This window comes from Rhodanobacter sp. BL-MT-08 (assembly GCF_054161255.1).
The window spans coordinates 4162574-4183805 of record NZ_CP167872.1 but is presented as its reverse complement, the minus strand read 5'-3'; the positions used below and the strand labels follow the sequence as shown (position 1 = coordinate 4183805).

The window sequence follows — 21232 nt, the reverse complement described above, 5'->3', positions numbered from 1 at the left end:
TCAAGCGGCGAACAGCATCGGCCGCAGCCGCGCGCGGGCCAGGTCGCGCATGTCGCCGCTGAGCGAATCACCACCGTCGGCCACCGCGCGTTCGACGATGCTGGCGGCCAGCCCCTCGAGCAGATCGAGATTTTCGCGCAGGCGTAGGCGCAGGTCGGCATCGCTGAGCTGATCGTGCAGGGTGGCATTCATTTCGGCGAACCACGGCAGCATGCCCTGGTCGAGCATGCCGCGCGGATTGCGTCCCTGCGACAGCGCATGCCAGCGGCCGAAGAAATGCTGCATGCGTTCGTTGAGCGCCTGCGCCGCCTCGAGTTCACGCGCCATGTCGGCGAACAGCGCGGCATCGCCCAGGCGCTGCTGGAACACCAGCTGGCACAGCACGCCCCAGTAGTACGCGTAGTCCCAGATCACCTTGATCGGCAGCACTTCGGCGTTGCCGAACAGCGGGTACTGATGCCGATAGAGCTTGAGCGTGCTCTCGTAGAACGACAGGAACAGCCGCTCGTACAGCCGCGCGTACGGCGCGATCGGCTGAGCAGCGCGATCGATCGCCACCAGTCGGCAGATATAGGTATTGGCAATCGCGATGAAGTCGGTGCCGGGCGAATAGAACGGATCGAGAAACGGGCCGGCCTCGCCGGTCAGCGCCCAGCGGTCGGCGCTGAACATGCGCGCGCAGCCGTACGAGTAATGGCGGAAGAAGGCGAAGTCGAGCAGCTTGTCCTGCCGCTTGGCCACTTCGCGCGCGATCGCCGGCTGGTGCACGCCGAGCCAGTCCTGCGCGCGGGCGAAGGTGTTCATCGTATCGATCGGATGCATCGCGGCATCGGCCACGATGCCGACCGAATGCGCGCCCGAGGCCAGCGGAATCAGCCAGGTCCAGTAACCCGGTCCGCACAGGTGGTTGGTCGAGCGCCAGCGCTCGGCGGGGTTGCAGCGGCTCTGCCAGTCGCTGTCGTCGCACCAGCCGTCGATCGCCAGGCGGTCGTCGAGGCGAAACCACACCGCGTTGGCGTGGTGGCCGTTGTCGCGGGTCAGTTCGAGCCGGCGGCGTATCATGCCGGCGCGGCCGGAGGCGTCGAGCAGCCAGCGCGCGCCGAGCGCATGCGTTTCGCCGCCGGCGTCGCTGTAGCGCACGCTGTGCACGTCACCGTGGCTGCCCAGTTCGAACGTCTGCACGGTCACGCCGTCGCGAAAATCGATGCCGCGCCGGCGCGCTTCGTCGCCGAGAAAATTCTCGAAGATGCCGCGATCGATCTGATAGCTCGGCGTCGGCAGCACCCGGCGGACTCCCAGCTCCGTCACGTTCTCCAGATCGCTGCGGCCCTCGGAGAAAAAGAAGCGGAAGCCGAATTTGCGGATGTGCTCGGTTTCCAGATGCTCGCGCAGCCCCAGCGTCTCGGCCAGATAATGCGCGGCAATCTCCACCGTCGATTCGCCGATCTTGTGCGCGGCGGCGGGCAGCGGATGCGTACGGCGCTCCAGCACCACGATGTCCATGTCCGGAAATTCGCCACGCAGCTGCAGCGCCAGGCACAGACCGGCCAGGCCGCCGCCGAGTATCACCGCATCGTGGGACGTGTTGGTCATGCAGACTCCGCGCCGCCGTTTCGGCCTTGATTGTGCACCGTTCGATCGTCGCACGGCGCCGGTGTTTTGGGCGTCAGCGGGGCGGCGTATCGACGCGTAATTTCGCCGCATCGCGCGCGGCGATCGATCGATTACGGCACCGGCGCCAGGGTGGTCAGCGGCGCGCTCGTGCCGATTTGCTCAACCACGAGCGGCTGCGCGCGCGAGCGCCGGTAGCTTTTCACGATGTTGCCGTAATGAATCACCCGGCCGATGGTGTAGGTGGTGATGCGGGTGACGTCGCGCACGGGGGCGAAGTGGCTGCGCCGAAACGTGCCGTGATAGCGCGAGGCGATGGGCACCGCGACGACGCCGAGCTTTTTTTCACGCGAGGCGGCAATCAGGATCGCCGCTTCGAACACGAAATGTTCGGCCGGCAGGTCGACCAGTTCCATCGCACGGCGCGGATACCAGCGCTGGCCGCTCTGCGTATCAGCCACCGGCTGTGCGCAGGCCCAGGAAATGCCCCAGTCGGCCACTGCGTTGGCGCGGCGGCGGCCCTTGGGCTGCTGGTCGCGATCGAGCAGGCGCGCGCCGATCACGATGTGCTCGGGATGGCCCGCGGCGGCCGCGACGATACGCGGAATATCGGCCGCCAGATGCTGGCCGTCGCCGTCCATGGTCAGCACCGCCTCGAAGCCTTGCCGCAGCGCTTCGCGAAACCCGCAGCGCAGTGCTTCGCCCTTGCCGCGCCGCTGCGCGTGACGCAGCAGGGTCACCGGCATGGCCGCGACGATCTCGGGGGTGCGATCGCTCGAACCGTCATCTACCACAATGACTTTGGCGCCCAGCGCCAGCACCGACTGCACCACCGACTGGATCGCCTCTTCCTCGTTGAGGCAGGGAATCAGCACGCACCAGCGGGCGCTGGAGGCGATCACGCGACCTGCTCCGCGGCGCGGCTTGGCGCGTGATCTTGCCGAGCTGCGGCGGCCCGCAGCTCGATCCGCAGCCCCAGGCTCGCCGCGGCCTTCAGCTCGCAATGACCATGACCGCGCGCCAGCGCGGCCAGCAGTGGCAGCGCTTCGGCGGATGCGTTGGCGGCGCGCCAGCCGGCCAGTGGTTCGGGCAGTGCGTGGTCGGTCGAACCCTGGATCGGCGCCAGCATGACGTCCAGCGAGGCCAGCGTGTTTTCGCTGAGTTCGGGGGTAAGCACCAGCGCACAGCCGAACGACTGCGTGCAGCCGGTTTCCTCGACCAGCGGAAACACGCCGGCGATGTCGCTGCACACCAGCAGCACCGGGCAGTTATCGGCCAGCGCATGGCTGATCGCTTCGAGCAGCCCGGCGCCAAAACTCATCCGCTGTGCGCACACGGCGGTGGACGGTTCGTGGCAGCCGGTGGCGATGGTCCAGTAGCCGGCCGGCGCGTTGTGCACCGAGTTGTGAAAGCGGATCGGCGAGAGCTCCTTGGGCGCGCTCGCCAGCGTGGCGCACATGTAATCGGTGATCGCCTGATCGCCGTGCGAGGAGGAAAACACGCAGGTCAGCGAATCCGCCGTGCGGCCGCTCATCGCCACCGCCTGTCCGGCCACCTCGGCCGCCAGCAGCACGCTTTCCGGTGCGCGGCGGCGCTCGTTCGGCGGCAGCGTGGTGGCCGCCGGTTTCGGTGACGGCGGCTCGGGTGCGTGGCCGGCCAGCAGCGCCTGCAGCGCGGCGAAGTTGCCCAGCTGCTTCGACCACAGGCCGATGCCTTCGACGTGAATGCGCAGCGGCCTCATGCGGCAAACTCCGCGCGGGCGAAAGCGAGGCAGGCGTTATTGCCGCCGAAGCCGAACGAGTTGCTGAGCGCCACGTCGACCCGCTGCTGTTCGTTGGTCCAGGCGAACTGCGGACCGCAGGCGGCGTCCGGCGTGGCGCCGCCGAGGTTGCCCGGGATCAGGCCGTGCTCGATCGCCTGCAGCGCGATGGTCGCCTCGATGATGCCGGCGGCGCCCAGCGTGTGGCCGGTGAAACCTTTGGTGGAGCTGCCGCGGGTGCGCGCCGGAAACGCGCGGCTGACCAGCGCGGCTTCCACTTCATCGTTTTTCTGGCTCGCCGTGCCGTGCAGATTGATGTAATCGACCTGATCGGCATCGATGCCGGCGCGCGCCAGCGTGTCGCGCAGCGCCAGCTCGGCGCCGAGGCCGTCCGGGTGCGGTGTCGACATATGGTGCGCGTCGCTGGCTTCGCCGTAACCGAGCAGGCGCGGCGCCGCCGGCTCGGCGTCGATCCGTTCGAGCAGGGCGAAGCCGGCCGCCTCGCCGACCGAGATGCCGTTGCGCGCGGCGTCGAACGGCCTGCACGGCTGCGGCGAGACCAGCTCCAGCGCGTTGAAGCCGAACAGCACGCTGTCGCACAGGGTGTCTACACCGCCGACTACGGCGGCATCGACCAGGCCGAGTCGGATCAGCCGTTCGGCGTTGGCGAACACCTTCGCGCTGGACGAGCAGGCGGTAGAAATAGTCAGGCACGGACCTTCCAGTTCCAGCGCCGCGGTGACAAAGGCCGCCAGCGAATGCGGCGCGTGGATGGCCGGGCGACGCATGTCCGCGGGAAAGCCGCCGTTGGCGTCGAGCCGGCGGTAGGCGGCTTCCGTCTCGCCGATGCTGGCGGTGGAGGTGCCCAGCATCAGCGCGATGCGGTGCGCGCCGTAGCGTTCGCGCGCGGCGCGTACGCGGTCGAGGAAACCGTCCTGGTTCAGGCCGAGCCAGGCCAGCCGGTTGTTGCGGCACTCCCATACGGCAAGATCCGCCGGCAGCGGCGCGTCCTCCACGCCGGCTACGCGCCCGATCCAGCAGTCCAGCGGGGCGCTGCTGAAGTCGTTCGGGCGCAGGCCGCTGCGGGCCGCCTGCAGGGCATCGAACTGTGCCGCCAGGCCGTGGCCGATGGCCGAGGTGGCGGTGTACGCGGTAACCGCGAGCGGTGTCATGAGGTCGGGCATCGCAAAAGCCTACCGGTCGATTCAGGGGTTGCCTAGCCTTCCGGCGGACCGGCGGCAGATGGCGCCGATACTGGGGTTTCGGGCATGAAGGCTGCGGGAACGCCCACGCTGACCCAAACGCCTTGTTAAGCTCGCCGCAGTTGAATGACCGGGATACATGATGAGCGAGCAGGCCGAACGTGCCGAAACTTTCCTGCGCGGACTGCAGGACCGCATCTGCGCCGCGGTGGAGCAGGCCGATGGCCGCGCCCGCTTTGTCGAGGATGCCTGGACGCGCGAGGGCGGCGGCGGTGGACGCACGCGTGTGCTGAGCGAAGGCGAGGTATTCGAGCAGGCCGGCGTCAATTTTTCCTACACCCGCGGCAAGTCGCTGCCGCCCGCGGCGACGGCGCGCAAGCCCGAACTCACCGGCGCTTCGTACGTGGCGGCCAGCGTGTCGCTGGTGCTGCATCCGCGCAATCCGCATGTGCCGACCACGCACGCCAACGTGCGTTACTTCGAAGCCAGCAAGCCGGGCATGGAGCCGGTGTGGTGGTTCGGCGGCGGCTTCGACCTCACGCCGTTCTATCCCTATGAAGAAGACGTGCGGCACTGGCACGGCGCGGCGAACGCGCTGTGTACGCCGTTCGGTTTGGACGTCTATTCACGCTACAAGAAATGGTGCGACGAGTATTTTTATCTCAAGCATCGCGACGAGACGCGCGGCGTCGGCGGGCTGTTCTACGATGACCTCAACGAAGGCGGTTTCGAGCGCTGCTTCGATTTCACCCAGGCGGTGGGTAACGGGTTTCTCGACGCCTACCTGCCGATCGTCGAACGCCGCAAGGCGACGCCTTACGGCGAGCGCGAGCGCGAATTCCAGCTCTACCGCCGCGGCCGTTACGTCGAATTCAACCTGGTCTACGACCGCGGCACGCTGTTCGGCCTGCAGTCCGGCGGGCGCACCGAATCGATCCTGATGAGCCTGCCGCCGCGCGTGCGCTTTGAGTATGCGTACGAACCGGAAGCGGGATCCGCCGAGGCGAAGCTGGCGGATTATTTGAAGCCGCGGGATTGGATTGAGGGGTGAGCGAAGAGCGAAGAGCGAAGAGCTGGCTTGCCGTGATTGTTGGCCTGCCGCGGCGCCTTCGTCCTACGCCCTCGCTACTCCCCCCTCATTCCTAGCCAACGCTCTCGCTCATCAAGGCGTCGCGCCGCTGAACTTCACCGGCGTCGCACCCTTCACCGGGCCTATCTGCGCGCTATCGCTGACGTTCAGCACCACGTCGCGCCGAAACTCCAGCGCACCCTGTACCACCGCGTGCGGGCCGATGGTGATGATGGGATCGTGGCTCTTGCCCCATTTGAACCAGCTGCCGGTGTTCTTCTCGACCAGGATGCCGCCTTCGACGTGCGAGTTGGCGCCCACGGTGATGTCGCCGCCGACGGTATCGATGCCGCCCGATACGTGCGCCGCATCCAGCACGATGGCGCCGTTGACGTTGCTGAGCTTGCCCAATACCTCGGTGCCCTTGGCCAGACGCAGTGCGCCGTTGACCGAGGTGACCGTGCCGTCGACGCGGCTGGCGCTGCCAAGCGTCACGGCGCCATTGACCGTCTCCAGCGAACGGGCCTGCGCCCTGTCGCCGAGATCGATCGAGCCATTCACCGTATCGGCCTTCTCGACCCTGGCGCCGTCGCCGATGTGGACCGAGCCATTGACGGTGCTGACGTCGCCGGCAGGCTGGTTGGCCTCAACGGTGACCGAGCCGTTGACCTTGCTGATGTCGTCGCCGCTGGCCCAGGCGGCCGAGGGCAAAGTCGCCAGCGGCAGCGCCACGGCGAACGCCGCGCTAATGAAAATCGTCGGGAATCGACGCATGACAGTCTCCGTAGATGATGTGTGCACTTAGGATGCGCCCGCGCGCTCCGGGGTTTACCGTGACCTGTGGCATGGGTCGCATTTGACGCTGCCCCCTCATGGCCGCACCATGCCGGCCTGTCCCGACCTGATGATCGCCATGCACAAGCTCGTACTGATTCGCCACGGCCAGTCGCAGTGGAACCTCGATAACCGCTTCAGCGGCTGGGCCGATATCGACCTCACGCCGCAAGGCAACGCCGAAGCCACCGCCGCGGGCGAGCTGCTGAAGTCGTCCGGCTACACCTTCGATGTTGCCCACACGTCGGTACTCAAGCGGGCGGTGCGCACGCTCTGGGGCGTGCAGGACGCGCTGGAGCAGATGTGGATACCGGTGCTGACCGACTGGCGCCTCAATGAGCGTCACTACGGCGGCCTCACCGGCCTCAACAAAGCCGAGACGGCGGCCAAGTACGGCGACGAGCAGGTCAAGATCTGGCGCCGCAGCTACGACATTCCGCCACCGCCGCTGGAGCGCAGCGTCAATGAATCGGTGAATGACCTGCGCTACGCCGCGCTCGATCCCAAGGAAATCCCCGATACCGAATGCCTGAAGGACACCGTGGCCCGCGTGCTGCCGTACTGGCACGAGACGCTGGCGCCGGCGATTCGCGCAGGCCAGCGCGTGCTGGTGGTCGCCCACGGCAATTCGCTGCGCGCGCTGGTGAAGTACCTGGACAATATCTCCGACGAAGCCATCGTCGAGATGAACATCCCCAACGGCATTCCGCTGGTCTACGAGTTCGACGAACACCTCAAGCCGCTGCGCCACTACTACCTCGGCGACGCCGCCGAGATCGAAGCGAAGATGGCGGCGGTGGCCAACCAGGGCAAAGCGAAATAAGCATGACCAGGGCCACCTCACCGCAGGCCGTTGCCGCCGCGCTGACCGAGTACTGGTCGCCACGCGTGGTGGGCGAGCTCGAGGACAACTACATCAAGGTGGCCAAGGTGCACGGCAGCCTTTGCTGGCACAGCCATGACGACGAGGATGAGCTGTTCCTCGTGCTCAAGGGCCACCTGCGCATCGAGCTGGAAAACGCCGAAGCGATCGAGCTGGACCAGGGCGAGATGTTCGTGGTGCCCAAGGGCGTGCGGCACAACCCGGTCGCCGCGGAGGAGTGCCACATCCTGCTGATCGAACGCAAATCGACCCTGCACACCGGTGATGTGGTGATGGACAAGACGCGCTCGCTGGCCGAGCAGTTCGGCGGCGCCTAGCATCGCTTGAGCTAGCCATCCGTTACATGACACTCGTCATGCGCGATAACGGTATCCCGTCAGTCGTCACTGCCTCGGCGCTGGATTAAGCTGTGCCGGTATCCACTCACCGGCGATGCCCATGCCTGCCCACCTGTCCCAATATCTCATCATGCTGCCGATCATGGCGTGGGTGGTCTGGCGCCGCGTCAGTCGCTCGTTCGGCCGCCAGCCGATCAAGCGCAAGACCATGATCGCGCGTATCGCAATCTTTGCCGTGATCGGCGTGCTGCTCGCGCTGGCCGGCCTGCAAAAGATCGAGCTGGCCGAAGGCCTTTTCGGTGGCGTGATGCTCGGCGCGGCGCTGGGCATCCTTGGCGTGCGCCTGACCCGCTTCGAAGTCGATCCCGTACGCGGTGACTGCTATGTGCCCAACCCCTGGATCGGTGCGTTTCTCACCGTGCTGCTGCTTGGTCGGCTGGCGTATCGGTTTATCGTGGTGATGCCGCAGGTCCAGCAAGCCCACGTCGCGTTGCAAGGGCAGGGCGTGTCTGACCCCGGCGCACAAGCCTGGTCCTCCGCCTACACCTCCAGCCCGCTGACCATGCTCGTCATCGGCCTGCTGATCGGCTACTACATTCTTTACTTCACCGGCCTGCTCATCCACCACCGCCGCTTTCAGCGCGCGCAGTTGGGCGCCACGGCGCTGTAGCTCTGTAGGTTGGCGGTGAGCGCAGCGAACCCCAACACACGAACCCCAACGTCAAGGACGACGTCATGCAATACCGAAGAATCAAAACGGCAGGCGGCACCTATTTCTTCACCGTGAATCTTGCCGACCGCTCCAGCACCCTGCTCGTTGAGCATGTCGCCGAGCTTCGCCAGGCGGTGCGCACGGTCAAACAACGCCATCCCTTCGACATTCTTGCCTGGGTCGTTTTACCTGAGCATATGCATGCGGTATGGACGCTTCCTTTCGATGACGAAGACTTCTCCACCCGCTGGATGCTGATCAAGATGGGTTTTTCGCGAAGCATTCAACGCGGCGAAAGCATCAACGCTTCACGCCTGCGCAAGGGCGAACGCGGCATCTGGCAGCGGCGCTTCTGGGAGCATCAGATTCGCGATGGAAACGATCTCGCGCGTCATATCGATTACGTTCACATCAATCCCGCAAAACATGGTCATGCAGCGAAGGCGAGCGATTGGCCTTACTCGTCTATCCATAGCTATATCCGCTCAGGCGTACTTGCCGCCGATTGGGCTGCGGATGTTGATTCTCCGAACGCCTTAGGCGAGCGGGGCGAGTGATATGGGATTAGGAAACCGTCAGCGGTTCGTCCCGGCGTAGGTTGGCGGTGAGCGTAGCGAACCCCAACGTCCCGCGGCCATCAATGTTGGGGTTCGCTGCGCTCACCACCAACCTACGTCTTCGCTTAGCCCAACATCACCGAGAACTCGCGGGCGAATCGATGCACGTCGCCGGGCCAGCGTGCTGACAGGTAGTTGCCGTCGCGGACTACGAAGGCCGGGGAGTCGTCGGTGGCGCTGTCGCGCGCGATGCCGTTGGTTTTGCGCGCGTGGTCTTTCGCGTCGCGCGGCACGTCGCGGAAGTCGGCAGGGTCGGCCAGCGCACGCGTCACTTCCTGCTGCACCGACATATAGCCATCCGTTTGATCCGGCGCTTCACTGTAGGTGCGGTAGTAGTGCGGATCCCAGAAGCGGGTGATGCGCGTGGTCATCCATGCCTTCTTCTCGAAGGCCCAGGTCAGTGCGGTGGTGCGGCGGCCGAACAGCACGGATTTGCCGTTCCTGAGCGAACGGCTGCGCGCGGCGAGCAGTACGCCATGGCAGATCGCCGCCACCGGCTTGCCGGCGTCGAAGAATGCTGCCACAAGCTGCTGCAACACCGGGCTCTCCAGATACTCGCGCATGCCGCGCGCGCGGTGACCGCCGGGCAGCAGCAGGCCGTCATAGTCGTTCGCGTTGAGCTCGTCCCAGCGCCGCGGCGAGTGGAACGCGGTATCGTTCTGCATGGCGGCGTAGGCTTGGCGCGCATCGCGATTGGCGCGCAGCACTAGGCCGACTACGCGCAGCCTGCGCAGCCCCGGCAACCAGCCCCACGGGTCCAGCCCGATTCCGCTGAGCATCAGCTCATCCGAGTGCGCACGCCGTCCATCCGGCGTGGCGAACACGACGCCATGCCCATCGTTGCGCAGGGTCTGCCAGCTCACCGCGACTTCCGACGGATCGGAATCGCGGCTCGGCAAAGGGATAAGAACGTTGGCCATGCCGACAGCCTCGCTCAGGTCGCTGGCGTATTCAAATAATCCAGGCTCGCCTGCAGCATCGATTCCATGCCGATGGTCAGCGCACCTTCGTCGAGAAAGAATTTTGGCGAGTGGTTGGAAGGCGCCTTCGACGCGTCTTGACCTTTTGGCGTTGAGCCGACGAAGAAATACACGCTCGGCACCGCCTGCGCGAAATAGGCGAAGTCTTCCGAGGCCATCCACGGCTTCGCTTCGATCGCGTGTTCGCTGCCGATCGCCTTGCCGATGCTGGCGCGCACGCGCGCGGCGAGCGCGGGGTCGTTGACCAGTACGGGGTTGCTGTCGCCGACCGGAATCTGTTCGTCAACCGTGGCGCCGTTGGCGGCGGCGATGTGCTCGGCCGTCATCCTCAAGTCGTCCACCGCCTGCTGGCGCATGCCGGCGTCGAAGGTGCGAAGCGTGCCCTGCAGCTCCACCTGGTCGGGCACGATGTTGTAGCGCGAGCCGCCTTCGATGATGCCGAAGCTCAGCACCGCAGGCAGCGTGCTGATATCCAGCCGGCGGCTGACGATGGTCTGCGCGGCGGTGATGATTTCGGCCGAGGTCACGATCGGGTCGATGCCGTTCCACGGCATGGCGCCATGCGTCTGCTTGCCGTGTACCACCATGCGGAACCAGTCCGAGCCGGCCATCGTCGGCCCCGGCCGCACCGACACCGTGCCCACGTTGAGCGAGCTGACCACGTGCATGCCGAACATCGCGTCGGGTTTGAAATCGCGAAACAGGCCTTGCTTCAGCATCAGCGAGGCGCCGCCTTCCTCGCCGGCCGGCGCACCTTCCTCGGCCGGCTGGAACACGAACAGCACCGAGCCATGCAGGGTCTTCTTCATGCCGCTGAGCGCCTGCGCCATGCCAAGCAGCATCGCCGTATGCGCGTCGTGGCCGCAGGCGTGCATCACGCCGGTCGGCTTGCCGCGGTATTCGCCGGTCGCCGTCGACGCAAACGGCAGTCCAGCCGGCTCGGTTACCGGTAGCGCATCCATATCGGCGCGGATCGCCAGCCGCGGACCGGGCAGATCCCCCTTCAGCAGACCGACCACGCCGGTATGTGCGATGCCGGTATGCACTTCCAGCCCGAACTTTTTCAGCCGCGTTGCCACCAGCGCGGACGTGCGCACTTCGCGATTGCTGAGCTCGGGATGCTGATGAATATCGCGCCGCCACGCGGTGACTTGCGGCAACTCCTTTTGCGCCATCGCCTGCACGCTCGGTGGGGGCGTGTCGGTGGCGTGCAGTGACGTGATCACGGTGATGGCGAGCGCGAGAGCGAGAGCGGTGCGGCGCATGGGTATCTCCGGAATGGTTGTGTCGATGCTAGCGTGCCTGCCGCACAAATGTGGCGAATTCCAATCCATTGATTGAACACTACGCGCCCCGCTGCCGTGGATGGCACCTGTTGCCTGAAGCTTCTCCATGCGATGACCTGCATTTGAGATCTCATTCACGCGCTCGCCTTCTGAGCCTTCAAGGGAGCCCATCCGGCGTGGAATGAGCTGCTGTTTTCACCATGCCGCTCTGCCGCATTGCGCATAGCCACGACACTCGACTCGCGTTAAGTTGACGGTTCGGAACGATACCGGAGCACGCATGGGCGACAGCGCAGATGTGATCGTGATTGGCGCAGGGCTGGCCGGACTCGTCGCGGCGACCGAGCTGACGGATGCGGGCAAGCGCGTCCTGATGCTGGAGCAGGAGCCCGAGCAGAATCTGGGCGGCCAGGCGTTCTGGTCGTTTGGTGGCCTGTTTTTTGTCGACTCACCCGAGCAGCGACGCATGGGCGTGCGCGACTCGCCGGCGCTGGCGCTGTCGGACTGGATGGGCAGTGCGGGTTTCGATCGCGCGGAAGATCACTGGCCGCGACGCTGGGCCGAAGCCTATGTGCATTTCGCCGTGGGCGAAAAACGCGCGTGGCTGCATGCCATGGGCATGCGCTGGTTTCCGGTGGTGGGCTGGGCCGAGCGTGGTGGTTATGGGGCGATCGGCCACGGCAATTCGGTGCCGCGTTTTCATGTGACCTGGGGCACCGGCCCGGGCGTGATCGAACCGTTTGTGCGCCGCGCGCGCGCGGCCGAGGCCAAGGGCGTGCTGCGATTTGCGTTTCGCCATCGCGTGGATGAACTGATCGTGGAAAACGGCGCTGTCGTCGGCGCGCGTGGCGCCGCGTTGATGGCCGATCTTGCCGAGCGCGGCAAGCCGACGTCGCGCGAGGCCGTCGGCGCATTCGAGCAGCGCGCGCAGGCGGTGATCGTCTGCTCCGGGGGCATTGGCGGCAACCACGAGCTGGTGCGCCGCTACTGGCCTTCGCGCATCGGCGAGCCGCCAAAGCACATGCTGTGTGGCGTGCCGGCACACGTCGACGGCCGCATGCTCGATATCGGCGCGGCGGCGGGTGCCAATCTGATCAACCGTGATCGCATGTGGCATTACGTGGAAGGCATCGAGAACTGGAATCCGATCTGGCCGCGCCACGCGATCCGTATTCTTCCCGGCCCTTCCTCACTGTGGTTCGACGCCACCGGTCAGCGCCTGCCTGGTCCGCTCTGGCCCGGGTTCGATACGCTGGGCACGCTCGAGCACCTGCGCCGCACCGGCTACGACTACAGCTGGTTTCTCCTCGATCAGCAGATCATCCGGCGCGAGTTCGCGCTCTCCGGCTCGGAGCAGAATCCCGATCTCACTGGCAAGAACTGGCGCCTCGTGGCGAAGCGCGCGCTCGACAAGGGCGCGCCGCCGCCGGTGGAAGCGTTCAAGCAGAACGGCCGCGATTTCGTCGTGCGGGACACGCTGGAGGAGCTGGTCAAGGGCATGAATGCGCTGGCCGGCAACGAATTGATCGACATCGCGCATATCCGCCGCGAAGTCGAGGCGCGTGACCAGCAGTTCGACAACCCGTACGCCAAGGACGGTCAGGTTGCGGCGATTCACAACGCCCGACGCTATCGCGGCGACAAGCTGGTGCGCGTGGCCAAACCGCATCGGCTGCTTGATCCGAGCAAGGGGCCGCTGATCGCCGTGCGGCTCAATATCCTCACCCGCAAAAGCCTCGGCGGCTTTCAGACCGATCTTGATGGCCGTGTGCTGGCGCCGGACGGCCAGCCGCTGCCCGGCCTTTACGCGGCGGGCGAGGCGGCCGGTTTCGGTGGCGGCGGCCTGCACGGCTATCGTGCGCTGGAGGGCAGCTTTCTGGGCGGCTGCCTGTTTTCCGGACGCATCGCGGGTCGCGCCGCGGCCGAGGCCTGCGCATGATGGCGTCGATTGGGCGCATCGCGGTCTTTGGTGCCGGCAGCATCGGTAGCTATATCGGCGGACGTCTGGAAGGCCAAACGTCGATCCGCTACGTCGGTCGTGAAAGTGCTCTGCAAAGCCTGCGTGAACGCGGACTCACCGTGACCGACTATCGTGGTCACCAACAGCTTACGCCGCCGGCCGCACTCGATCTGCATACCGCGCCTCAGGCGGCAGCCGGCGCGTCGCTGGTGCTGGTCTGCGTGAAGTCGGCGGCGACCGTCGATGCCGCGCAGCAGCTCGCGCCGTTGCTCAGGCCGGGCACGGTGGTGATCAGCCTGCAGAACGGGCTGCACAATGCAGACGTGCTGCGCGATGCGCTGCCGCAGTGCACGGTACTGGCCGGCATGGTGCCCTTCAACGTGGTGCAGCGTGCGCCGGGTGTGTTTCATCAGGCCTCTTCCGGCGAGGTGATGGTGGAGTCGGACGCTGGGCTCGCCGCGTGGCTGGCGGCCTTCGCCAATGCCGGGCTGCCGCTGGAGCTGCGGCATGACATGGCGGCTGTGCAGCGCGCCAAGCTGCTGCTCAATCTCAACAACGCGATCAATGCGCTATCGGATTTACCGCTGCGCGACGAGCTGTCGCAGCGCGGCTGGCGCCGCTGCCTGGCGCTGGCGCAGCGGGAGGCGCTCGACGTGTTTCGCCACGCCAGACTACCGGTCGCGAAGCTGACGCCCGTGCCACCGTCGTGGCTGCCGCGCGTGCTGCAGTTGCCTGACGCGCTCTTCAGCCGCGTCGCCTCACGCATGCTCGCCATCGATCCGATCGCCCGCTCCTCCACGTGGGACGATCTGAAAGCCGGCCGCCTCACCGAAGTCGATTACATCAATGGTGAGGTAGTGAAGCTGGCCCAAGCGCAAGGTCGCCACGCGCCGATCAATGGCAGGCTGTGCGAATTGATCCACGCGGTCGAAAAGCATCCCAAAAGTTGGACGTCGGAAGAACTCCTTGCAGCGCTTTCGTAGGTTGGGTTTCGCTGCGCTCAACCCATCCATACGATATGGCACAAGTTCTGCAGCTCCCGACGATTGTGCTCAAAAACCCCTGGGGCTTTCGGTTGCGAAATCATCGAAAGCGAAAACAAGCCAACAAAGGAATGGGAAATGCGCAATACAGAGGACGTTCGCGGGTACGCGCTTGCCGGCGTTGAAACACTGGTGTTTGCTGGCGGCGGCAACCGATGCTGGTGGCAAGCCGGCGCAATTAGTTACCTGATGTCGCGCGGCATGCAGTTGCCTAGACAGTTGGCAGGAACGAGCGCCGGAGCGGCCGTTGCCGCATCGTGCATGACGCGCAATCCTGACGTGGCGCTGCAGGCGTGCCTGAGGCTCTATGCCGAGAACGCACGGATCTTCGACTGGTCTGGCCTGTCGAGACTCAGGTTCAAGTTCGCTCATCAGCATGTGTATCCGGCGTGGATTGGTTCCTTTCTCAACGCCGAAACGATCGACGAGATACGCAACTCGTCATCTCGTCTGACGGTCGCGCTTACCCGACCGGCGCGGCTTTTGGGTACGGGTGGTTCGGTGGTTGCGGGAACGCTCGCCTATCTGATCGATAAATACCTTTGGAACAGCATTCATCCCAGGCTTCCGAAAATGTTTGGGCTTCGCCAGGATTTCGTCGCGTTGAATGATTGCGCCAGCCTCGAGGACGCCTACTCGCTGCTCGTAGCGGCGGCATCGGCACCACCCATCATGTCGGCGCGGCGGATAGGCGAGGGCCACGCGTTCGACGGCGGCTACGTCGACAATGCGCCGATTCCTCCGCAGTCACCTGACGAGCGTGCAGGCACGCTGGTTCTGCTCAGTCGTCACTATCCAAAGCTACCCGGACTCTTCCGTCTTTCGGGACGAACCTATTGGCAGCCGAGCCGGCGAGTGCCGGTATCCACCTGGGATTGCACAGCTAAAACGACCGTGCGTGATGCGTACGATCTGGGACGTCGAGATGCGCAGGACGCGCTTGAGGAGGGCTCGCTTCTTTAGGTTCGGAGCAGGACATCGGGCACTATTGCGCGCGTACCAGGATGTTCTTGCAGGTGCTTTCGTAGGTTGGGTTGAGCGCGGCGAAACCCAACAAAACGCTGCGAACAAAGTTGGGTTTACGACTCGCTCCTACGAGTCGCCCTTCGGGCATTCGCTGCGCGAATGTTCGTTCCGGCATCCTGCCTTCACGATCGCAGGATCAACCCAACCTGCAAAGGCGCCGCACGAACGTGGAACTAGATGAGTGAACTAAGCTGGGCCCAAGGCCAACGCGTGGCGCATCACCATGCCGAAGGCATCTTCCGCGGCGAGATAGTCCCAGCGTTCGACCAGCGCCTGCGGCGATGCGCCTTCATGGCGAATCAGGTTGACGGAATTCGGCACGCCGTCGCGTACGCGCGTGGAAACGGCGGTACCGGCCTGCACCGCGTAGACGCGGCGCGGCAGGTTTGGCAGCGGCATGACGTAGGGCAGATGAATATGCCCACCGAGGATCAGGTCCACGCCTGCGCGCGCCCACGCGGCGACAGCCCGCTCGCGTCCGTGCAACAGATTCTTGTGATCCGAGGCTACCGCGGCAGCCACCGGCTGATGTGTCACCACCACGCGCAGCTGTTTCGGCGTGGCGCGCGCGAGCTGGCTTGCTACGCGCCGGATCTGTGCGCTGGAGACTTCGCCATCCTTGTGTCGATACCGGCGCGTGGTTTTCAGGCAAAGCACCAGCGCACTGTCCGAAGCGTGCACGGGTTCCATCTCTTCTCCGAAGGCATGTCGATAATGGCCGTAGGGACGGAACGCACGCGCCGCCAGGTTGAATAGCGGGATATCGTGATTGCCGGGAATCACCATGGTCGGTATCGGCATGCAGCGATCGACGAACTGCCGAGCGGCCGCAAATTCGCTGCGTTGCGCGCGCTGGGTAAGATCGCCTGACATGACGATCAGCGAAGGCTGTTGCTGCTTTATCAATCGCAGCAGCGCTTCGACGACCGGCGGCTGCTCGGTGCCGAAATGCGGATCGGAAACGTGCAGCAGCACGGTCATGCACGATGCTCTTCGGCGACGTCGGGCTCGTACTTCAGCAGATACAGCGGCTCATAGCCAACGCGAAATACCAGCGGCGTATTCAGACGATGCACCTCTCCGTCGGTGGCTATCTTGATGCGCCGCGATGGTGACCTGACCGTGATCTCGCGAAAAGTAAGGCTGTTGACGTCATCAGCCTCGCCCAGCGCGCCCGCGGCGCCGTGCAGCGATAGCACAAGCTGCCGCAGTCGCCCCACGGCGCGCGGCGCGATCGCGACCAGATTGCCCTGCTGCAACGCAGGAGCCTCTTTCATGCCGATCTGCTCAAGCTGCAGCCGGTTATTGCCCACGAAAAGTGTCGATGTTCGAACGTCGTGCTGCTCACCATCGTGATCGATATGCAGGCGCAGATGTCTGTGCGGCCGCAGCAAGGTGACAAGCGCAGACCAGAGCGCGACGATCCGGCTACGGCCAAATTGCTGTTTATAGGCCTCGCGATCTTCCAGCAGTTTCGGATACAGGCCAAGGCTGGCGTTGACCAAAAACATCTGCTCGTTGACGAAGCCGACCTGCACCGGAAACGCGCGCGCCTTCAGCATCAGCGCGATGGCTTCGGCCGGCTCGGCGGGAATGCCGTGGTCGCGGCTGAAATAGTTGAAGGTGCCGCGCGGCATCACCGCGAACGGGCAGTCGCTGCCGTAAACCGCTTGCGCCACGGCGCACAGCGTGCCGTCGCCGCCCGCGCCGACGACGATGCCGCCAGCCGCCTTCGCATCCGCCACGGCGCGTTTAGCCACGTCGACAAGATCGTCCGCGTTCTCCACCAGACGAAACTCGAACCGTCGATTGGCGGCGCCGAGCGTCTCCTCGATCAAGGCTTTCGTTTCGTCGCCCTGCTTTTTGCCGGAGCCGGCGTTCATCACGATAAAGAAGGGCGCGTTCGGTTCGAGCGTTCGCGGCGACCCGCCGGTGGCAGAAGGTTTGCTGGTATCGAGTACCGTCATCGATTCGGCGCTGCCTTCGTAAATAGTTGAGATCGACTATAGCCAGCGTGGTACATGCGAATCGTGATTGCGGGAGGCCTCACACATTACGAATCGCAGGTTGGGCATCGCTGCGCTCAGCCCAAACTACGAAGCTATGCTTGCTCGCATGGATTAATTTCCGTGGTTATTCCGACATTGACTGGCGCATGAAAACCACGCCGCCTGGTTCGGATAATCGATCGTCATGGCGAAGTGGCGGAATATATTGCCACCGGCGGCGCCGGCGACTTCTTTGTCCATATAACGCGCTATTCCACGCTCGGCATCAAAGTTCGTGTCAGGCCGCTCGGTAAACCATACCGGGCCGATGTCCCATCCTGCGATTTTCACCGTCGGTACTTCGATCAGTCGCGTCGCACGCGGACTGCTCAACGCATCGCCGTCTGCGACCACCCGCCAGTCGGGATGCTGCTGGTGCCACCGATTCAGCACGCTGGTGGTGATGTAGCTGGTGACGCCGGTGCCGTGTTCGGTCGGTGTGCCGCTGGCCTGCTCACCGGCCGTGGTGGGTTTGGCGGTTGCGCCTGTGTCCAGCAGCAGATCCAGCGGTTGGCCGTCGACCGTCAGGGTTATTCGGGACAGGCCGGATGTCGGTTCGCCCTTGGCGTTCTGCTGGAAGCCCAACGCCGTCCGATGCGCCCCCGCCGGTGGTCGCCAGTTTTTCGGCTCCAGCCACAGCTTGTGCCCGGGATAATCGAATGTCCAGATATGCCCGGGTAGATAGCCCGCGCCCAGCAGGCCGTCTTCGCCGTCGACGTCGCCTCCCAGGCCTTTGAGCACAATCGCCGCCGCGCCGCACGGCGTATGCGTCGATGTCGGCAAGCCTTTGCCGGGCAGGAAAGGCGGCGGCTCGATGATCTGAATTTTCTCGTCGTCCACTGCGCACGGTGTTACCTCGAGGCCGAGACGCCGTGCCGATGCCGAATCGATGGCGTACATGCCACTGCCCCCGGCGCCGCCTGTATCCACCAGCAGGCGCATGGCTTTTCCGTTCGGCAATTGAGGCGTCGCGTAAAAATGACCGGCCTCATAAATCGTTGGCAGCAATTCTCGCGATTGCGCAACAGCATGCATGCTGAAAACAGTTGCGCCAATGCCAAGCAAAGCGGTCACTCGAAACATGTCCGTGTTTCCTGTGAATGATTTTCGACCAAGCGTATCAAACTCAAATGCGTGCTTGGTACAGACTCTTTAGCCATCACCTGCGCTAATCAAGGTTGTTGAGGGCGACCAGGAATTACGCCCGATATTGCGCGCGCCGCTGCGGATCGCGATACACCACCACTGTGGCGATCAAGCCGCATAGTGCCGCAAACGACAGCCACAGTCCCGGCGCGGCGTTGTTGCCGGTGAGGTGAATCAGCCACTGCGAAATCGCCAGGCTCGAACCCCCGAGGGTGGTGGCAAGGCTGTAGGCCAGTGAAAAGCCGGCGGTGCGCACGTCGGCCGGCATGATCTCAGTGAGCGCCACAACCATCGCGCCGTTATAGGCGGCGTAGATGAAGGACAGCCACAGCTCCACGCCGAGCAGCCGACCAAAGCCCGGTACGGCGACCAGCCAGTGCAGTGCCGGATAGGCGCTGAGCAGGGCGAGCACGGTGCAGGCAGCCAGCAGCGGCCAGCGGCCGACGCGATCGGACAGTGCGCCCATCGCAGGTAGCCAGATCAGATTGGACAGGCCGATGCACAGGGTCACGATGAAGACGTCCGACGACGACAGCTTCAGCACTTCCTTACCGAAGGTCGGCGTGTACGCGGTGATGAGATAGAACGACACCGTCGTCATCAGCACCATTGCCATGCCGAGCAACACGATCCGCCAGTGGGTGATCATCGAGCGATAAATCTCGCGGGCATCAGGGCGATGCTTGCGCGCGAGGAAAGCCTCGGTCTCCTGCAGCGAGCGGCGGATAAGAAATACGAACGGCACGATCAGGCAGCCGACGATGAAGGGGATGCGCCAGCCCCAGTCGTTCATCGCCTGCGCCGGCATCCAGCGCTGCAGCAGCAGGCCCAGCAGCGCGGCAAACATCACCGCCACCTGCTGGCTGGCCGACTGCCACGCACAGTAGAAACCGCGATGCCCGGGCGTGGCGATCTCCGACAGATAGACCGATACGCCACCCAGCTCCACGCCGGCCGAAAACCCCTGCAGCAGTCGCCCCGCGAGCACCAGCAGCGGCGCGAGGATGCCGATGGTCGCATAGCCCGGCACCGCCGCCACCAGCAGCGTGCCCATGGCCATCAGCGCCAGCGTCACGATCAAGCCCTTGCGGCGACCGTGGTGATCGATATAGGCGCCCAGCACGATCGCCCCGATCGGCCGCATCACAAAGCCCGCCGCAAACGTCAGCAGAGTCAGCAGCAGCGAGGCATAGGCGTTGTGGCTGGGGAAATACGTCCGCGCAATGGCCGAGGCGTAATAGCCGTAGACCATGAAGTCGTACATCTCCAGAAAGTTGCCGCCCACCACGCGGAAGATGGACTTGACGCTGTCGCTGCGTGAGCGGGATTCGTTTGGGCTCACGGAGCGCCACCTGGTGTTTTCAAGCGGAAAGAAATGCGATTCATCGCGCAAGATGCTAACAGCGGTCGGCGTAGGTTGGCGGTGAGCGGAGCGAACCCCAACAGGCGTTGCCCCAATGTTGGGGTGACAACTCGCTACTGCGAGTTTCCCTACGGGCCATTCGCTGCGCGAATGTTCGTTCCGGCATCCTGCCTCCACAGTCGCTCCGCTCACCGCCAATCTACAAAAATCAATCTGCCCGATGCTCCAGCGCCAGATAATCCTTGCTCTGCATTTCGATCAGGCGCGATTCGGTGCGGCCGAATTCGGCGCGCAGGCGTTCGCCGTCGTACAGCTCGGTGATCGGCGCCGCGGCGGAAAGCACCAGCTTGACGTGTCGGTCGTAGAACTCGTCGACGAGTTGCACGAAGCGCTTGGCCGCGTCGTCGCTATAGCTGTTGAACTGCGGCACGTTGGCAACGATCACGGTGGGGCCGGCCTTGGCCAGCGCGATGTAGTCGGCGACGGCGCGCGGTCCCTCGCACAAGGCTTCGAACTCGAACCAGAGCACGTTTTCGGCACGCTTGCGAAACGGGATGTCGCGACCGTTGACGCTGAGCGCACCGTTCTGCTCGATGGTGCCGCTGGCCTGACTGCTGAAGATGCGCTCCAGCGCGCGGTGCGACTCTGCCCCTGGCGGCGTCAGATACACCGGCGCCTGCGCCAGCGCGCGCAGCCGCCAGTCGTGCGATGAGGCCATCTCCACCACGTGGCAGTGTTGTTCGATAAGGGCAATGGCCGGGAGAAAGCGCGCGCGCTGCAGGCCGTTCTTGTACAGGTCGGCCGGCGCGGTGTTGGAGGTGGTCAGCAGGGTCACGCCGCGCGCGAACAGCGCATCGAGCAGGCCGGCCAGAATCATCGCATCGCCGATGTCGTTGACCAGAAACTCGTCCAGACACAGCACGCGGCAGCGCGCGGCCAGACCGGCGGCGACTTCGATCAGCGGATTCTGCCGATTGCCCAGCGCGCGCAGGCTCTCGTGCACCTCGCCCATGAAACGGTGATAGTGCCGACGCAGCGCGGTGCCCTGCGGCAGGCTGGAGACAAACAGGTCCATCAGAAACGTCTTGCCGCGACCCACGCTGCCCCACAGATACAGCCCCGGCACGGCGGCCGTCGGCTCGCTGCCGAGCAGCGATTTCAGCCGTCCAAACAGCCCGGCACCCGCATCGACTGGCGCGCACAGCGCCGCGTGCATGCGGTCGAACTCCGGCAGCAGCGCCAGCTGCGTGGGATCGGATTCCCAGCGGTGCGCGGCAACGCCTTCCTGATAGCGCGCGCTGGGCCCGAGTTGCGGTGATTCACTCATCAAACGGAACGTCTTGGATGTGGGACGA

Annotated in this window: 20 protein-coding genes; 8 read left to right on the top strand and 12 right to left on the bottom strand. The window is 64.8% G+C overall.

All coding sequences use genetic code 11. The annotated features are described in order from the left end of the window. The 4 genes from ACDK93_RS18605 to ACDK93_RS18590 form a co-directional block, all read right to left on the bottom strand. A complete protein-coding gene (locus tag ACDK93_RS18605; RefSeq protein WP_458070504.1) occupies positions 1-1593 on the bottom strand; it encodes an NAD(P)/FAD-dependent oxidoreductase in 1593 nt (530 codons plus the stop codon). 131 nt (positions 1594-1724) lie between these two features. Continuing rightward, positions 1725-2513 (bottom strand): glycosyltransferase family 2 protein, encoded by a 789-nt coding sequence (locus ACDK93_RS18600; RefSeq protein ID WP_458070503.1) that lies wholly within the window; start codon positions 2511-2513, stop codon positions 1725-1727. Continuing rightward, positions 2510-3352 carry a beta-ketoacyl synthase chain length factor gene (locus tag ACDK93_RS18595; protein WP_458070502.1) on the bottom strand — a complete coding sequence of 281 codons (843 nt, stop codon included), beginning with the start codon at positions 3350-3352 and terminating at the stop codon, positions 2510-2512. Before ACDK93_RS18595 ends, ACDK93_RS18600 begins: the two co-directional genes overlap by 4 nt. Further along, positions 3349-4554 carry a beta-ketoacyl-[acyl-carrier-protein] synthase family protein gene (locus tag ACDK93_RS18590; protein WP_458070501.1) on the bottom strand — a complete coding sequence of 402 codons (1206 nt, stop codon included), beginning with the start codon at positions 4552-4554 and terminating at the stop codon, positions 3349-3351. Before ACDK93_RS18590 ends, ACDK93_RS18595 begins: the two co-directional genes overlap by 4 nt. Positions 4555-4714: 160 nt before the next feature. On the opposite strand from ACDK93_RS18590, the gene hemF reads away from it, so the two are divergent. Further along, complete coding sequence (gene hemF / locus ACDK93_RS18585) at positions 4715-5623, top strand: oxygen-dependent coproporphyrinogen oxidase (protein ID WP_458070500.1); 909 nt, start codon at positions 4715-4717, stop codon at positions 5621-5623. A 111-nt stretch (positions 5624-5734) separates the two neighbouring features. Here the strand turns inward: hemF and ACDK93_RS18580 are convergent, their stop codons facing one another. Next, positions 5735-6415, bottom strand: a complete 681-nt coding sequence (locus tag ACDK93_RS18580; protein ID WP_458070499.1) for a hypothetical protein — start codon at positions 6413-6415, stop codon at positions 5735-5737. Between the two features lie 139 nt (positions 6416-6554). On the opposite strand from ACDK93_RS18580, the gene gpmA reads away from it, so the two are divergent. The 4 genes from gpmA to ACDK93_RS18560 all read left to right on the top strand — a co-directional run bounded on the left by gpmA (position 6555) and on the right by ACDK93_RS18560 (position 8965). Beyond that, positions 6555-7298 carry a 2,3-diphosphoglycerate-dependent phosphoglycerate mutase gene (gpmA, locus tag ACDK93_RS18575; RefSeq protein ID WP_458070498.1) on the top strand — a complete coding sequence of 248 codons (744 nt, stop codon included), beginning with the start codon at positions 6555-6557 and terminating at the stop codon, positions 7296-7298. Positions 7299-7300: 2 nt separating this feature from the next. Further along, positions 7301-7675 carry a cupin domain-containing protein gene (locus ACDK93_RS18570; RefSeq protein WP_458070497.1) on the top strand — a complete coding sequence of 125 codons (375 nt, stop codon included), beginning with the start codon at positions 7301-7303 and terminating at the stop codon, positions 7673-7675. A gap of 121 nt (positions 7676-7796) precedes the next feature. Continuing rightward, complete coding sequence (locus tag ACDK93_RS18565; protein WP_458070496.1) at positions 7797-8366, top strand: DUF1453 domain-containing protein; 570 nt, start codon at positions 7797-7799, stop codon at positions 8364-8366. A 65-nt stretch (positions 8367-8431) separates the two neighbouring features. Beyond that, the gene (locus ACDK93_RS18560) at positions 8432-8965 is read left to right on the top strand and encodes an REP-associated tyrosine transposase (protein ID WP_458070495.1); all 534 of its coding nucleotides are present in this window, start codon (positions 8432-8434) and stop codon (positions 8963-8965) included. A gap of 125 nt (positions 8966-9090) precedes the next feature. On the opposite strand, the gene ACDK93_RS18555 is transcribed toward ACDK93_RS18560, so the two are convergent. Together ACDK93_RS18555 and ACDK93_RS18550 are read right to left on the bottom strand one after the other, a co-directional pair. Then, positions 9091-9945, bottom strand: coding sequence for a type 1 glutamine amidotransferase domain-containing protein (locus ACDK93_RS18555; RefSeq protein ID WP_458070494.1), 855 nt, complete (start codon positions 9943-9945; stop codon positions 9091-9093). 14 nt (positions 9946-9959) lie between these two features. Further along, positions 9960-11270 (bottom strand): amidohydrolase, encoded by a 1311-nt coding sequence (locus tag ACDK93_RS18550; RefSeq protein WP_458070493.1) that lies wholly within the window; start codon positions 11268-11270, stop codon positions 9960-9962. A 301-nt stretch (positions 11271-11571) separates the two neighbouring features. Here ACDK93_RS18550 and ACDK93_RS18545 point away from each other — a divergent pair, with 301 nt between their 5' ends. From ACDK93_RS18545 to ACDK93_RS18535, 3 genes are all read left to right on the top strand, one after another. Next, positions 11572-13230 (top strand): FAD-binding dehydrogenase, encoded by a 1659-nt coding sequence (locus ACDK93_RS18545; protein WP_458070492.1) that lies wholly within the window; start codon positions 11572-11574, stop codon positions 13228-13230. Then, positions 13227-14234, top strand: a complete 1008-nt coding sequence (locus ACDK93_RS18540; protein ID WP_458070491.1) for a 2-dehydropantoate 2-reductase — start codon at positions 13227-13229, stop codon at positions 14232-14234. Before ACDK93_RS18545 ends, ACDK93_RS18540 begins: the two co-directional genes overlap by 4 nt. A gap of 138 nt (positions 14235-14372) precedes the next feature. Then, a complete protein-coding gene (locus ACDK93_RS18535; RefSeq protein ID WP_458070490.1) occupies positions 14373-15257 on the top strand; it encodes a patatin-like phospholipase family protein in 885 nt (294 codons plus the stop codon). 249 nt (positions 15258-15506) lie between these two features. Here ACDK93_RS18535 and ACDK93_RS18530 read toward each other — a convergent pair whose 3' ends face one another. From ACDK93_RS18530 to zapE, 5 genes are all read right to left on the bottom strand, one after another. Beyond that, a complete protein-coding gene (locus ACDK93_RS18530; RefSeq protein ID WP_458070489.1) occupies positions 15507-16301 on the bottom strand; it encodes a metallophosphoesterase family protein in 795 nt (264 codons plus the stop codon). After that, on the bottom strand, positions 16298-17287 hold the full coding sequence (locus ACDK93_RS18525) for a diacylglycerol/lipid kinase family protein (protein WP_458070488.1): 990 nt from the start codon (positions 17285-17287) through the stop codon (positions 16298-16300). Before ACDK93_RS18525 ends, ACDK93_RS18530 begins: the two co-directional genes overlap by 4 nt. Positions 17288-17440: 153 nt before the next feature. Next, positions 17441-18310, bottom strand: a complete 870-nt coding sequence (locus tag ACDK93_RS18520) for a hypothetical protein (protein ID WP_458070487.1) — start codon at positions 18308-18310, stop codon at positions 17441-17443. 256 nt (positions 18311-18566) lie between these two features. Further along, positions 18567-19856, bottom strand: coding sequence for a tricarballylate/proton symporter TcuC (gene tcuC / locus ACDK93_RS18515; RefSeq protein ID WP_458070486.1), 1290 nt, complete (start codon positions 19854-19856; stop codon positions 18567-18569). 229 nt (positions 19857-20085) lie between these two features. Next, positions 20086-21204 (bottom strand): cell division protein ZapE, encoded by a 1119-nt coding sequence (gene zapE / locus ACDK93_RS18510; protein ID WP_458070485.1) that lies wholly within the window; start codon positions 21202-21204, stop codon positions 20086-20088. Between the last annotated feature and the right edge of the window lie 28 nt (positions 21205-21232).

What these genes read in the sequence shown, in the direction of transcription:
- ACDK93_RS18525 (WP_458070488.1), bottom strand. Translation starts at nt 17,287, where the DNA reads ATGACGGTACTCGATACCAGCAAACCTTCTGCCACCGGCGGGTCGCCG.
- ACDK93_RS18580 (WP_458070499.1), bottom strand. Translation starts at nt 6,415, where the DNA reads ATGCGTCGATTCCCGACGATTTTCATTAGCGCGGCGTTCGCCGTGGCG.
- ACDK93_RS18555 (WP_458070494.1), bottom strand. Translation starts at nt 9,945, where the DNA reads ATGGCCAACGTTCTTATCCCTTTGCCGAGCCGCGATTCCGATCCGTCG.
- ACDK93_RS18570 (WP_458070497.1), top strand. Translation starts at nt 7,301, where the DNA reads ATGACCAGGGCCACCTCACCGCAGGCCGTTGCCGCCGCGCTGACCGAG.
- ACDK93_RS18605 (WP_458070504.1), bottom strand. Translation starts at nt 1,593, where the DNA reads ATGACCAACACGTCCCACGATGCGGTGATACTCGGCGGCGGCCTGGCC.
- ACDK93_RS18540 (WP_458070491.1), top strand. Translation starts at nt 13,227, where the DNA reads ATGATGGCGTCGATTGGGCGCATCGCGGTCTTTGGTGCCGGCAGCATC.
- ACDK93_RS18520 (WP_458070487.1), bottom strand. Translation starts at nt 18,310, where the DNA reads ATGCGCCTGCTGGTGGATACAGGCGGCGCCGGGGGCAGTGGCATGTAC.
- ACDK93_RS18560 (WP_458070495.1), top strand. Translation starts at nt 8,432, where the DNA reads ATGCAATACCGAAGAATCAAAACGGCAGGCGGCACCTATTTCTTCACC.
- gpmA (WP_458070498.1), top strand. Translation starts at nt 6,555, where the DNA reads ATGCACAAGCTCGTACTGATTCGCCACGGCCAGTCGCAGTGGAACCTC.
- ACDK93_RS18545 (WP_458070492.1), top strand. Translation starts at nt 11,572, where the DNA reads ATGGGCGACAGCGCAGATGTGATCGTGATTGGCGCAGGGCTGGCCGGA.
- hemF (WP_458070500.1), top strand. Translation starts at nt 4,715, where the DNA reads ATGAGCGAGCAGGCCGAACGTGCCGAAACTTTCCTGCGCGGACTGCAG.
- ACDK93_RS18550 (WP_458070493.1), bottom strand. Translation starts at nt 11,270, where the DNA reads ATGCGCCGCACCGCTCTCGCTCTCGCGCTCGCCATCACCGTGATCACG.
- ACDK93_RS18595 (WP_458070502.1), bottom strand. Translation starts at nt 3,352, where the DNA reads ATGAGGCCGCTGCGCATTCACGTCGAAGGCATCGGCCTGTGGTCGAAG.
- zapE (WP_458070485.1), bottom strand. Translation starts at nt 21,204, where the DNA reads ATGAGTGAATCACCGCAACTCGGGCCCAGCGCGCGCTATCAGGAAGGC.
- ACDK93_RS18535 (WP_458070490.1), top strand. Translation starts at nt 14,373, where the DNA reads ATGCGCAATACAGAGGACGTTCGCGGGTACGCGCTTGCCGGCGTTGAA.
- ACDK93_RS18565 (WP_458070496.1), top strand. Translation starts at nt 7,797, where the DNA reads ATGCCTGCCCACCTGTCCCAATATCTCATCATGCTGCCGATCATGGCG.
- ACDK93_RS18590 (WP_458070501.1), bottom strand. Translation starts at nt 4,554, where the DNA reads ATGCCCGACCTCATGACACCGCTCGCGGTTACCGCGTACACCGCCACC.
- ACDK93_RS18530 (WP_458070489.1), bottom strand. Translation starts at nt 16,301, where the DNA reads ATGACCGTGCTGCTGCACGTTTCCGATCCGCATTTCGGCACCGAGCAG.